Source organism: Desulfobacterales bacterium (genome assembly GCA_030066985.1).
Classification (GTDB): domain Bacteria; phylum Desulfobacterota; class Desulfobacteria; order Desulfobacterales; family JAHEIW01; genus JAHEIW01.
In genome coordinates, this window is the sequence record JASJAN010000008.1 from 83,163 (window position 1) to 95,550 (window position 12,388).

At 48.7% G+C, this 12,388-nt stretch carries 13 protein-coding genes; 9 read left to right on the plus strand and 4 right to left on the minus strand.

Annotation, left to right across the window (positions count from 1 at the left end):
• Nucleotides 1-5: 5 nt before the first annotated feature.
• The 4 genes from QNJ26_06245 to QNJ26_06260 form a co-directional block, all read right to left on the minus strand.
• Nucleotides 6-779, minus strand: a complete 774-nt coding sequence (locus QNJ26_06245) for a succinate dehydrogenase/fumarate reductase iron-sulfur subunit (GenBank protein MDJ0985125.1) — start codon at nucleotides 777-779, stop codon at nucleotides 6-8.
• Nucleotides 776-2,689, minus strand: a complete 1,914-nt coding sequence (locus QNJ26_06250; GenBank protein MDJ0985126.1) for a fumarate reductase/succinate dehydrogenase flavoprotein subunit — start codon at nucleotides 2,687-2,689, stop codon at nucleotides 776-778. The genes QNJ26_06245 and QNJ26_06250 overlap by 4 nt, the downstream gene beginning before the upstream one ends.
• A gap of 170 nt (nucleotides 2,690-2,859) precedes the next feature.
• Complete coding sequence (locus QNJ26_06255) at nucleotides 2,860-3,501, minus strand: succinate dehydrogenase cytochrome b subunit (GenBank protein MDJ0985127.1); 642 nt, start codon at nucleotides 3,499-3,501, stop codon at nucleotides 2,860-2,862.
• A 78-nt stretch (nucleotides 3,502-3,579) separates the two neighbouring features.
• The gene (locus QNJ26_06260; GenBank protein ID MDJ0985128.1) at nucleotides 3,580-4,149 is read right to left on the minus strand and encodes an HD domain-containing protein; all 570 of its coding nucleotides are present in this window, start codon (nucleotides 4,147-4,149) and stop codon (nucleotides 3,580-3,582) included.
• A 401-nt stretch (nucleotides 4,150-4,550) separates the two neighbouring features.
• On the opposite strand from QNJ26_06260, the gene tolQ reads away from it, so the two are divergent.
• From tolQ to ruvB, 9 genes are all read left to right on the plus strand, one after another.
• Complete coding sequence (tolQ, locus tag QNJ26_06265) at nucleotides 4,551-5,300, plus strand: protein TolQ (protein MDJ0985129.1); 750 nt, start codon at nucleotides 4,551-4,553, stop codon at nucleotides 5,298-5,300.
• On the plus strand, nucleotides 5,297-5,731 hold the full coding sequence (tolR, locus tag QNJ26_06270) for a protein TolR (protein ID MDJ0985130.1): 435 nt from the start codon (nucleotides 5,297-5,299) through the stop codon (nucleotides 5,729-5,731). The genes tolQ and tolR overlap by 4 nt, the downstream gene beginning before the upstream one ends.
• Before the next feature lie 68 nt (nucleotides 5,732-5,799).
• Entirely contained in the window at nucleotides 5,800-6,645 is an 846-nt protein-coding gene (locus QNJ26_06275) for an energy transducer TonB (protein MDJ0985131.1), read from the plus strand.
• A 253-nt stretch (nucleotides 6,646-6,898) separates the two neighbouring features.
• Nucleotides 6,899-8,221, plus strand: coding sequence for a Tol-Pal system beta propeller repeat protein TolB (tolB, locus tag QNJ26_06280; protein MDJ0985132.1), 1,323 nt, complete (start codon nucleotides 6,899-6,901; stop codon nucleotides 8,219-8,221).
• Between the two features lie 30 nt (nucleotides 8,222-8,251).
• Nucleotides 8,252-8,755 (plus strand): peptidoglycan-associated lipoprotein Pal, encoded by a 504-nt coding sequence (gene pal / locus QNJ26_06285; protein ID MDJ0985133.1) that lies wholly within the window; start codon nucleotides 8,252-8,254, stop codon nucleotides 8,753-8,755.
• 224 nt (nucleotides 8,756-8,979) lie between these two features.
• The gene (gene ybgF, locus QNJ26_06290; GenBank protein ID MDJ0985134.1) at nucleotides 8,980-9,801 is read left to right on the plus strand and encodes a tol-pal system protein YbgF; all 822 of its coding nucleotides are present in this window, start codon (nucleotides 8,980-8,982) and stop codon (nucleotides 9,799-9,801) included.
• 13 nt (nucleotides 9,802-9,814) lie between these two features.
• Nucleotides 9,815-10,312, plus strand: coding sequence for a crossover junction endodeoxyribonuclease RuvC (locus QNJ26_06295; GenBank protein ID MDJ0985135.1), 498 nt, complete (start codon nucleotides 9,815-9,817; stop codon nucleotides 10,310-10,312).
• A 153-nt stretch (nucleotides 10,313-10,465) separates the two neighbouring features.
• Nucleotides 10,466-11,080 carry an OB-fold domain-containing protein gene (locus tag QNJ26_06300; GenBank protein ID MDJ0985136.1) on the plus strand — a complete coding sequence of 205 codons (615 nt, stop codon included), beginning with the start codon at nucleotides 10,466-10,468 and terminating at the stop codon, nucleotides 11,078-11,080.
• Between the two features lie 127 nt (nucleotides 11,081-11,207).
• The gene (gene ruvB, locus QNJ26_06305; GenBank protein MDJ0985137.1) at nucleotides 11,208-12,251 is read left to right on the plus strand and encodes a Holliday junction branch migration DNA helicase RuvB; all 1,044 of its coding nucleotides are present in this window, start codon (nucleotides 11,208-11,210) and stop codon (nucleotides 12,249-12,251) included.
• Nucleotides 12,252-12,388: the final 137 nt, after the last annotated feature.

Here is a 12,388-nt window from a genome sequence, read left to right on the forward strand (position 1 = left end):
GCCCGTTAGGTTTCATTCGAGAAAAAGCTGGCCTTGAGATACTCACGGTTTAAACGGGCAATATTGACGATAGACAGCTCTTTGGGGCATGCGTTTTCACATTCGCGGTGATTGGAGCAATTTCCAAAACCGCAGGCGTCCATGGTTTTGACCATATTAAGCGCCCGCCGGGCGGCTTCCGGTCTGCCCTGGGGCAGCAGCGCCAGCTGAGAAACTTTCCCGCTGACAAAAAGCATTGCCGAAGCGCTGGGACAGGCGGCTACGCAGGCGCCGCAGCCGATACAGGCGGCAGCGTCCATTGCTTTCTCAGCAACATCCTGAGCAATGGGCAGGGCATTGCCATCCGGTGCGCCGCCGGTATTGGCGGATATGAATCCGCCCGCGGCCATGATTTTGTCAAGCGCGCTGCGGTCCACCACCAGGTCTTTGACAACCTTAAAGGCCCGGGCACGAAAGGGTTCCACTATGATGGTATCCCCATCTGAAAATTGTCGCATGTGAAGCTGACATAACGTGGTTGCTTTCTGCGGTCCATGGGCTCTGCCGTCAACCACCGCACCGCAGGTGCCGCAAATGCCTTCACGGCAGTCATTGTCAAAGGCAATCGGATCCTTGCCTTCCAGCGTCAGCTGTTCGTTGACTGAATCCAGCATTTCGATAAAGGACATGTGCACCGATATATCGCGGGCGGTAACGGTCTCAAAATGCCCTTTTTTTTCTGTTCCTTGCTGCCGCCAGACTTTAAGGGTTAGATTAAGGGTTTTGGGCAGTTTTTTCACTTATAACTCCTTTGGCTCAACGCCACGTTTTCAAACTCCAGAGGTTCTTTATGGTGTTTGGGCTTTTGATTGCTGCCGGCATATTCCCATACGGACACATGCGAAAAATTTTCATCATCGCGCTGGGCTTCGCCCTCTTCAGTCTGAGATTCTGTGCGGAAATGGCCGCCGCAAGACTCGCTGCGTTGCAGGGCGTCATGAATCATGATTTCGGCAAATTCCAGGCTGTCTGCCAGGCGTCCGGCTTTTTCAAGGCTTTTGTTATAATCCTTGTCCGTTCCCGGCACCAACAGATTTTCCCAGTATTCAGCGCGTAGATCTTGAATCAGCCCCAGGGCTTTTTGAAGACCTTTTTCCTCACGGGACATACCACAGTAATCCCACATCACGCGACCCAGTTCGCGGGCGAAGTTGTCCGCAGTGCGCTTGCCCTTGATGGACATCAGCCGGTTAATACCGTCATTGACTGCCTGGGTGGTTTGCTTAAAGGCGTCATGGTCAGCATTGACCGATGACAGCGATGTCCCGGCAAAATATCCGCCAATCGTATAGGGGATGATAAAGTAGCCGTCCGCCAGTCCCTGCATCAGGGCACTGGCCCCCAGGCGGTTGGCCCCGTGGTCGGAAAAATTGGCTTCCCCAAGTACGAATAATCCCGGAATCGTGCTCATCAGATTGTAATCCACCCATAATCCGCCCATGGTATAGTGAGAGGCCGGATATATCATCATCGGTTTCTGATACGGAGAATCATCGCTGATGAGCTCATACATATCAAAAAGATTACCGTATTTTTTTGCAATGGTGTCTTTGCCATCGCGTTTAATTGCATCGGCAAAATCCAAATATACCGCGCAGCGTGTTAGGCCTACCCCCTTGCCGTCATCACACTGGGCTTTGGCCGCACGCGAGGCCACATCGCGCGGAACCAGATTCCCAAAGCTGGGGTACTTTTCTTCGAGGTAATAATCGCGATCTCCTTCGGGAATATCCTGCGGGTCCCGGATGTCACCGGCATTATGTGGCACCCAGACACGGCCATCATTGCGAAGGCTTTCACTCATTAGCGTCAGTTTGGACTGGTGATCACCGGTATGGGGAATACAAGTGGGGTGAATCTGGGTAAAACAGGGATTGGCGAACACGGCGCCTTTGCGGTAAGCCCGAAATCCGGCGCCCACGTTGGAAGATTCAGCATTGGTGGAAAGATAATACACATTGCCGTAACCGCCTGTACACAGCACGACTGCATCGGCGGCATAGCTTTCCAGTTCGCCACTGATCAAATTTCTGACAACAATCCCACGGGCCTGACCGTTGACCAGCACCAGATCCATCATTTCTCGTCGCGCGAATAAAGTGACCATGCCGGCACCCACCTGCCGCATTAGCGCACTGTAGGCGCCCAACAGCAGCTGCTGGCCTGTCTGGCCCCGCGCATAAAATGTTCGGGAGACCTGGGAGCCGCCGAAAGATCGATTGGCCAATAAGCCGCCATAATCCCGCGCAAACGGAACGCCTTGGGCGACACATTGATCAATAATATTGTTGCTCAACTGGGCCAGGCGATACACATTGGCTTCACGGGCCCGGAAATCTCCGCCTTTAACGGTATCATAGAACAGTCGCCAGATGCTGTCGCCTTCGTTGGTATAATTTTTGGCCGCATTGATTCCCCCCTGGGCGGCAATGCTGTGTGCCCGCCGCGGTGAATCCTGAATGCAAAAGGTTTTGACATGATATCCCAGCTCGGCCAGGCTGGCAGAAGCCGAGGCGCCCGCCAGACCGGTTCCGACCACGATAATGTCGAATTTGCGCTTATTGGCCGGATTGACCAGCTTCAATTCAAAGCGGTGACGGTCCCACTTTTCGGCCAGCGGGCCGGCCGGTATGTGTGCATCAAGTTGCATTCGGCTATTCCTTTTTAATTGGCATTAATGCTTGTTTGTTTTAAATTTTACCACGAAGTTCATGAAGACCACGAAGTAAATAATGTGAAGGGTTTTGTTGCATTCATCTTCGTGAGGCCTCGTGCACTTTGTGGTGAATCGGAAATCATCATGAGCTTGACCTTAACCGTCTAGCCGATAGTCCATAGATAAATCGGTAGCAGTCCAAATCCCAAACCAATCGTCAGGCCGACAATCACACTCAATACCATGAGAGCCGGCATATACTTGGGATGGTTAGCCCCAAGGGTTTGAAATGCACTCCAAAAACCGTGGCGTACGTGTAAAGCAACGATGATCATCACCAATACATAGATGACCATATAAATGGGGTTGGCAAAGGCCGAGCGGACAATGTCAAAGATGGTTTGATCGCTTTTGTCCACAAAGCTGAAGTTGATCAGATGAAAGACCACAAATCCCAGAATGATTAATCCGGTATAAGGCATTGTCAAAGAACTGAGCGTACGCCCGCCCTCGGCCTGGTCATTTTGATAAGGCACAGATCTTGCTTTTAAGTTTTGGATAAAAAGGGTGATGCCGGTGATGACGTGAATTAACGCAAACACCAGCAAACCCAATTCAAGAACCGTTAGGATTGGACCCAGCGAGTGAAGTTTTTCAGCGTATGTGTTGAAAGCCGCCCCCCCCGCGTAAATGGTCAGGTTACCGGCCAGGTGGGTTACTAGAAAACCGATGAAACTCAAACCGGTAATGGCCATCAGCAGCTTTTTACCAACAGACGAGCTAAAAGTTTTGATCAGCCAGCTCAATTTTACCTCCAATGTATACAATTAAGGACATAAGTGTATACTTTTACACACAAATTTAAAAATAAAAAAGATTATTTTTTAATCGTTTCTGTTATTGGTGTCAATATATTTATTCAGCCACCAGTCGTCGCGATGGGTTTCCATTATGTTTCGGGCGACGTCTTTGCCAATTGTCGTTTGAATGCGATCAACAACATGCGGCAGCCACGTATCAGGTGGGGTATATCCAATATCGGCTAGATATTTTAGTTCGAGAATGAGTGCTATCTGGTCGGCATCATGCGCCAATTTGGCTTCGTCCGAGCGGTTTTGGTTGAATTCCTGGATCAAATCGGTAATGGCGGCGCCAAATGGAAGATCCGCGGTTGTATCTTGCAGGGCCTTGGCCTCGTCGGCGGTTACATATGTTTTGTGCACGGTATTCAAATCACCGATCCTGGCCTCGGGCAAATCGTGTACTAGGCACATGCTGATCAATTTAAGGGCATCGACTTCGGGCTGTAACTGGGCCAACACATAAGCGATAAACGTCGTACTGAAGGTATGTTCCGCGACGGATTCCTTGCCGGATCCAAGAAAATGGAATCCTGATCGCGGAATTTCTTTGAGCATTTTAGCTTCAAACAGCAAGTTGGCAATGTTTTTCATAGCAGCTCCCAAGTAAAGTACAGGTTTCAGGTGTCAGGTTTCAGGTGTCAGTGCTCAGTCATCACAGGTCAGAAAACAGCGAAGCGGTGCAAACAAAGCTTGTCCGCAGTTATCTTGGCATTGTAGTCGGATAACGGTTTACTGAAACCTGACACCTGAACACTGAAAACTTTTTAACAGCTAACACCATAGTGAGGGTTGTCTTCAAACGCAACCCCAAAATTTGGGCACGATGACGGCCTTCAAACCTGTTGACACTTCACCTATATTCATTATACTTTAAAGTGTTTAGACGCATCATGACACATTCTAAGCGAAGGGTAGGTCAACAATCCGGCTGCTGTTAACCACGGTTTTGTTCTTATTTCATTAACCCCCAACTCGGAAGTGGAGATCTGTTTATGGGTATTGCTCAGCTCGATATCGTCCATATGATCAGTAACGCGGGACCCATGGTTCAGTTTGTAATGCTGTTGCTGTTGTTTTTTTCAATTGTGTCCTGGGCCATCATACTGATTAAATATCGTTATATCCGTCGCGCTTTTAAAGAGTCGGCACAGTTCAGCGAATTTTTTTGGAAGAGCCGTGATCTGTCCAATGCCTTTGCCAAAGCAAAACAGCTACCCGGCAGCCCCCAGGCACGCATTTTTCGAATCGGCTATGTAGAGCTTAAAAAGACGAGCCAGTCTGCGGCATCCAGCGTGGCACCAGATCCGACCATGAATAAAACATCCGGTAGTCAAAGCATGTCACTGGATGCCAGGTTCACAGGCACAGACAACATCAAAAGAGCGTTGCGTCGTGCCATTACTACCGAAATGACACGCATGACCCAGATGGTACCTTTTTTAGCGACTACTGGTAATACAGCACCATTCATCGGATTGTTCGGCACCGTATGGGGAATCATGAACTCTTTTATCGGTATCGGGCAGAAAGGTTCAGCCAATTTGGCAGTTGTGGCACCGGGAATATCCGAGGCCCTGGTGGCAACCGCGGCCGGTCTGGCAGCAGCAATTCCGGCGGTCATCGCCTATAATTTTTTTATGAGTAAAATACGTGTGGTCGAATCTGAACTCGATAGCTTTTCAGCTGACTTATTGAACATTATCGAGCGTGACATTCTGCGGACAGAGAGGAGAAGATCATGAAAGCTGGTGATAAAAGCGGCCAATTGATGTCCGACATTAATGTGACGCCGTTTGTGGATGTCATGCTGGTGTTGTTGATCATTTTTATGGTGACAGCGCCGATGATGATGCAGGGAATGGATGTCTCGCTGCCAGAAGCGACTGCAGAGCCGTTAGAATCCGAAAAAGAGCATTTAATTATCACCCTCAATACCCAGCATGAAGTCTTCATCAATGATTTCAAGGTTTCAGTCGACGGCCTTGGTGAAAAACTGACCAAAATTTTAGAAGGACGGTCTGAGCGGGAGGTCTTTCTCAAAGCCGATAAAAACATATCGTGGGGAATTGTGGCCCAGGTCATGGCGGAAATTAAAGGGGCCGGTGTAGAAAAATTGGGAATGGTTACCGAACCCGAGAAGTTCGAAGAAGAACGTAAAAAGTCAAAATCTTAATTGCCGTGCAGGATACCAAACATACTTACACCAGGCAATACCGAGGCAAGGAACCTGAGTCCCAGTCGATGGTGTTGCCGGTTGGCGTTTCATTTATTTTTCATCTGGTCGTTATCGGAGCGCTTATTTTTATGCCCGATTTTAGCGGTGGCTCACGATTTCGATCCGGGGTGGTAAATGTCAGCCTTGTTTCCCTGCCGTCGGCGGGTCCTCCAGCTGGTGGTCCGGCGCCGGCGCCCGCCAAGCCAGAGCCGGTCGTCAAAAAGCCGCCGCAAAAGCCTGCGGTCAAAATACCGGAGCCCAAACCTGTCCCGGTGGTTAAAAAGCCACCTAAGGCCGTTTCGCTGGCACCGAAAAAGAAAAAGGCCAAAAAGTCGCTGAAGAAAAAGACCTTAGACCGCTCAAAGGTAATTGATTCGGCGATTGACCGGATTGAAAAAAAAGTAGAGAAAACCGAAACTGATTCGGTGGCATCGGCCATTGAGGACCTAAAACGCAAAGTCGCTGCTTCCGAATCAACGGCTGGCAGTGGATCTGTAGGCAGCGCCTCCCAATCCCGAAGCGGTGCTGTGGGACCGGGCGGCGGATCCGGGAGCGGCGGTGCACGCGTGCAAGAATCCATATTGATTTACCAAGCTGAAATTCAGTATCAAATCCAAAAAAATTGGGCATTCTCACAGCAGCTGGCTGGTGAGAGTACAGAGCTGGAGGCCATTTTAGCGATAAAAGTATTGCGAAACGGGGAAATAGAGGATATTTGGTTTGACAAAAAATCCGGCAATGTGTACCTGGATGATTCGGCCTATAAAGCCCTGGTTAAATCAAACCCATTACCGCCGCTCCCAAACGACTACATGCGTCCATATTACAAAATCGGTTTACGCTTTGGCCCCAAAGGATTAAAACAAAAATAATTGCGATTTTACATAGCCGCCTATCGTGTGTGGCATGACCTGCTGTCGGTACACCTGAAGCAGGGGGTAAATAATAAAATCCGAGCTGTTTGGGCATCAAAAGCCCTATTCAACTGCATAAGACAAACCGGATGACAGGGTTGCTGCATTCGACAGAAGCCATAACAGGATCCCGTCGTCTGATGACCCAAAGGTTCTGGTCTTTGGCGTGCCACGCTGCATCAGATTCGGATTCAAACTACAAGGATCGACAATGAGAAGAAGTGCAATAAAACTTTACATCCTGATTATGAGCGTTATGTTACTTTCACCGGCAATTTGTTGGGCGGAATATGATGTGATTGATATCACCAAACCGTTCCTGCGAAAAATTCCGCTGGCCGTGCCGTCCTTTAAAAATGCAACCGGCTCAGAGGCAGAAAAACAATCGTCACAAACAGCAGCCGATTTTCTTTCCGATTCTCTGGACTTTACGGGTTATTTCAAGATTTTGGATCGTGGATCCTTTCTGTTTGACCCGCAGACAAACGGTGTTACCCTGACAGATCTCAATTTTCAGAACTGGACAGTCGTCGGTGCTGAGCTTCTGATCACCGGATACTATGAGCTCAATGGTGACAATATGACCATTGAGTTGCGTTTGTTTGACACCTTCAAGGCCCGGCGCGTACTCGGTAAAAAATACTCGGGAAAGCAGGCAAACCAGAGAAAAATTATTCTTCGTTTTTGCACCGAAGTGATCAAGTATCTGACCGGTAGCGAAGGCATATTTGGCAGTAAGATCGCATTCGTGTCCAACGGCACGGGCAACAAAGAGATTTATGTCAGCGCATTCGACGGATACAACCCCAGACGGTTGACAACAAACAACGCGATTACGCTCTTTCCGGCTTGGTCAAGCGACGGTAAGTGGCTGGCCTTTACATCGTATAAGTCCGGCAATCCGGATATTTATATCAGGGATCTGTCAAACGCCCGGGAATCAAAGCTCTCGAAACAAGGTATCAATATTACCCCGGCCTGGGTGCCGGGAAAATTCGAACTGGCGGCGACACTATCCTTTTCTGGGGATCAAGAAATTTATCTGTTGACTGGTTCAGGGAAAATTATTAAAAGGTTAACCAAAAGTCGCGGAATAGATGTAACGCCATCCTGGTCACCCGATGGCAAAAAATTTGCCTTTGTTTCCAACCGTTCCGGAAGCGCCCAGATTTACATCAAAGAGATCGCTTCCGGCAGAGTCAATAGACTGACCTATGAAGGGCAAAAAAATACTCAGCCCAGTTGGTCCCCACGAGGCGACAAAATTGCTTACACCTCTCAAATGGACGGGGGGCACCATATTTTCACCATTGGAATTGACGGACAAGATCCGACACAACTAACCTACGAGCCCAGGGATAACGAAGCCGCTACCTGGTCTCCAGATGGTAGCTTAATTGCCTTTAGCTCTGATCGTGAAGGGCCAAGCCGTATTTACGTTATGACTGCTTTTGGCACTGACCAGCGACGTTTATTGGTTCTGGCCGGTGAGCAGACAAACCCCAAGTGGTCAATGAATCATCAAAATAACTAAGTGATGCTTGAATGTGAAAGGAGGAGAAAAATGCAAAAGAAGACTTGGTTGATAATAGCCGTGTTGTTGGTAATCCCCGGGTTGCTGTTCACTGTTGGCTGTCAAAAGAAAGCAGTCTCTCAGGCGAAAGCACCCGCACCGGCTGCGGAACCCGCACCGGCTCCGGCACCCAAGCCGATGGCAAAGCCACCTGCGGGCTGGAATATTTCCCAAAACAACATTTATTTTGAATTCGACAAATCCAGACTGACACCGATGGCACAGGATGTGCTTATGCGGCATGCGGCCTGGCTGCGCGAGAATCCCAATGCCACCGTCACGATTGAAGGCCACACCGATGAACGGGGAACCAATGAATACAACCTCGCTCTGGGGGATCGGCGTGCCGATAGCGCCAAGGCATTTTTGGTCGATCTTGGCATTGCATCATCGCGTCTGACCACCATCAGTTACGGTGAAGAACGTCCGCTGTGCATGGAGCAAACCGAAGAATGCTGGGCCAAAAACAGAAGGGCCCATTTTGTGGTAAATTAGCACAACCGGTATCCCTTCTAGATGGGTGTCTGCTGCAGGGCAGATAGAATCTGGCAATGGTACCAGCCGAAAAAAATCATGATAAACAGCAAGCGCAAGGATCTTTCTGCGCTTGCTGTTTATGGTGGTGACGCCCGCCCCAGCGGCGGGTCTCTTTTTTGCCATCAAATCCGAAATTCGAATAAAACCAAATAACCATGAAAAGAATGCTTATGAGAAAACAGATGCTACGCTATGTCTTATTGGCCGGTCTGATGGGGGTCTGGGGATGCGCGACCCAATCAGATGTAAACACAATTGACACGCGCCTGACGGAGATGGAAATGCGTGATGCGCAGCAGCGCCAAAACAGAGTCGCGCTCGAATCGAATATTGAGGAAAGGAGCCAGGAACTCAGAAAGCAATCCGCCAGTTTGCGGGTGATACTTGAAGAAATGAACGAAGACATCCGGATACTGAGCGGTCGCCTTGAAGAAATGGAGTATGCGCTCAAACAGCAACAGCAACAAGCAGCTGATTTAGAGAGCAAAAGAGAACAAAAACTGGACAGCTTAACGCAAAGCGCCGAGCAACATGCAGATCGGCTCAATCGCATGGAACAATATCTGAATTTGGAATCATCCAAAAAACGGGCAGCCGCAGTAGTTCCTGCTGCACCTGCCAAAAAGCGGTCATCGGAAGATGAGATTTACCGATCCGCCAAACAGGCATTCGATCAAGGTGATTTCGACTCTGCACGCGAGAAGTTTAAGCAATTTATCAAGCAATATCCAAATTCGAAAAATGCGGATAACGCTCAGTTTTGGATTGGTGAAATTTATTACCGTGAAAAATGGTATGAGAAAGCGATCCTTGAGTATCAAAATGTGATTGAAAAATATCCGAAAGGCAACAAGGCACCGGCTGCGCTTTTAAAGCAGGGGTTGGCATTCTCCAATATTGGTGATACGGCCAATGCCAAGCTGATTTTGCAAGAATTGGGTCGTAAGTATCCCAAATCTAACGAAGCCAAGGTGGCCGCCGAAAAATTGAAGACATTAAAATAAGTCAAGCGCGAGAATGGTTAAGATTATTGGCATAGATCCCGGCCTAGCGGCCACTGGTATCGGAATTGTCAGCGGGTTGGGGCCAAAAATCGTTAGCTACTCTCTTGGATGCATTCATACCACCAAATCCACCCCTTTACCCGGTCGTCTCGATAAAATCTTTTCCAAGCTTCATCAACTCTTAAAAAATGAAAATCCGGATTTAATGGTCATCGAAGATGTCTATTCCTTGAACCGATATCCAAAGTCGGGTATCATTCTGGGCCAGGTGACCGGTGTTATCCAACTGGCCGGTTTTCATGCAGGTATACCTGCCATCGAAGTACCGGTAAGAGAGGCCAAACAAATTTTAACGGGCAATGGCAACTCCAGCAAAGCCCAGCTTGAGAAGGCCGTGCGGCATCGATTGAACCATAAGACCCGCATCAAACCCGTCCATGCATCCGATGCAGCCGGGCTGGCGCTTATTGGGTTATACCGCTATCAAGATGGGCTTGGTGCTGCAAAGTAATTCTGTGATTTCAAAATACACAAAGGCGCCTTTAATTTTTGGGCATTAACCGTTAATAGTTATTCGTTATTGGTTATTCGATTGGGATCTCAGGACAGATTTGCTCCAATAACAAATAACCACTAACTATAGTTTTTGGAGTGGAGCAACACCATGATTGGTTATATTGAAGGCAAAATTTTGAAAAAAGAAGATGAACGGGTTCTCGTGCTGGCCAATCAGGTGGGGTATGAAATTTTGCTGCCGGCTTATGTGATGGAGACCCTAAAACCTCGCAAAGCCGGTGACGAGATCGCGCTTTATGTTTTTTATCAGCAAACCGAAAGGCAACCGAAACCGATCTTAATTGGGTTTAACCTTGAAGCCGAAAAAGAATTTTTTCAATCCTTCATTTCGGTCGAAGATATTGGGCCCTTAAAAGCTGTCAAAGCCTTGAGCATTCCGGTCAGTGATGTTGCCGAGGCTATCGAAAGTCGTGATGTTCAAAGCCTTACCCGGCTCAAAGGCATTGGTGCGCGGACGGCTCAAAAAATAATTGCTACCCTTGAAGGCAAGATGGGCAAATTTGCGCTTATTTGCAAAACCGAAAAACCCGAAGCCAAACCGGTGGAAGATTTTCCAGAGCAGGTTTTCGAAGTCCTTGCGAAGCAGCTTGGCCACAAGGCCGCTGATGCCAAGCGGATGATCGCTGACGCCCTTAAGCGCAAACCGGCGATAACCTCACCCGAACAGCTGTTAGATGAAATTTATCGGGGCGAAAAAGCGTGATGGTTATTCGTTATTGGTTAATGGTTATTGGTTATGGGTTATTTGAAAGTGTCAATCACATCTGTCATAATGTTTCTAGTCTCTGAGCTTTTTCCAATAACAAATAACGAATTAATTGGAGCAACACATGTCTGATGAGCTCATAAAATATTCTTCAGAAAAGAAAGGACTGATCAGCGGCTCAGCGTTACCTGAAGATCTGGAGTCGGATATTCTATCTTTGCGGCCGGAGCGGCTTACCGATTATGTGGGGCAGGAAGAAGTTGTCGAAACCCTAAAAATTGCCATCCAGGCTGCCACCCAGCGGGATGAACCCATGGACCATGTTTTATTTCATGGCCCCCCGGGCCTGGGTAAAACAACCTTGGCGCACATTATCGCCAATGAGATGCAGGGTAATCTCACGGTAACCTCTGGCCCGGCCCTTGAAAAAGGCGGTGATCTGGTCGGTATTCTTACCCATCTGGAGGCAGGTGACATTTTATTCATCGATGAAATCCATCGAACCCCCAAAGCGGTTGAGGAGTTTATGTATCCGGCCATGGAGGATTTTGCGATTGATTTTATTTTTGACAAAGGCGTGCATGCACGCAGCCATCGCTATCGGTTGAACCGCTTTACATTGGTGGGCGCGACGACTCGCGTGGGCCTGCTGTCGGCGCCGCTGCGAGACCGATTTGTTATTTTTCGCAGCCTTGATTTTTATAACGATGACGACCTGGTTAAAATTGCCAAACGTTCTGCTAAACTATTGAACGTTATAATCGATACTGCTGGTGCAGTGGAGCTGGCAAAGCGTTCCCGGGGGACTCCCCGGATTGTTAATCGATTGCTCAAACGGGTGCGGGACTACAGCCAGGTGAAGGCCGACGGCGTCATCACCCAGGCAACTGTTGAGGGCGCTCTTGAATTGGAAGGAGTGGATAAAAGCGGTTTGACGGATCTCGATCGCCGCTATTTGAAAACCATCATCGAATACTACACCGGCGGTCCGGTCGGAATTGAGGCAATTGCGGCCACGTTGCAGGAAGAATCCGATACATTGGTGGATATTGTCGAGCCTTATCTGCTGAAAATCGGTTTTGTGCTGAGGACCTCTTCCGGTCGAAAAGCCACTGAGGCGGCATATAAACATCTGGGCTTTCGGATACAGGGCAAGCTGTTTTCTTAGTGTTGGTCGGAAAACGTGTTGCGGGTTACCCTTCGACTTCGCTCAGGCTGGTGAGTCTATCGAACCACGCGTTACGGGTTGCAAGCCGGTGATTCAAAAGAAATCGAGCACGTGTTGAACGCGCAACTCGCAACCCG

Coding starts and splice junctions, on each gene's coding strand:
- tolB (MDJ0985132.1), top strand. CDS start 6,899: ATGAGAAGAAGTGCAATAAAACTTTACATCCTGATTATGAGCGTTATG.
- ruvB (MDJ0985137.1), top strand. CDS start 11,208: ATGTCTGATGAGCTCATAAAATATTCTTCAGAAAAGAAAGGACTGATC.
- tolR (MDJ0985130.1), top strand. CDS start 5,297: ATGAAAGCTGGTGATAAAAGCGGCCAATTGATGTCCGACATTAATGTG.
- ybgF (MDJ0985134.1), top strand. CDS start 8,980: ATGCTACGCTATGTCTTATTGGCCGGTCTGATGGGGGTCTGGGGATGC.
- QNJ26_06300 (MDJ0985136.1), top strand. CDS start 10,466: ATGATTGGTTATATTGAAGGCAAAATTTTGAAAAAAGAAGATGAACGG.
- QNJ26_06275 (MDJ0985131.1), top strand. CDS start 5,800: ATGGTGTTGCCGGTTGGCGTTTCATTTATTTTTCATCTGGTCGTTATC.
- tolQ (MDJ0985129.1), top strand. CDS start 4,551: ATGGGTATTGCTCAGCTCGATATCGTCCATATGATCAGTAACGCGGGA.
- pal (MDJ0985133.1), top strand. CDS start 8,252: ATGCAAAAGAAGACTTGGTTGATAATAGCCGTGTTGTTGGTAATCCCC.
- QNJ26_06250 (MDJ0985126.1), bottom strand. CDS start 2,689: ATGCAACTTGATGCACACATACCGGCCGGCCCGCTGGCCGAAAAGTGG.
- QNJ26_06260 (MDJ0985128.1), bottom strand. CDS start 4,149: ATGAAAAACATTGCCAACTTGCTGTTTGAAGCTAAAATGCTCAAAGAA.
- QNJ26_06295 (MDJ0985135.1), top strand. CDS start 9,815: ATGGTTAAGATTATTGGCATAGATCCCGGCCTAGCGGCCACTGGTATC.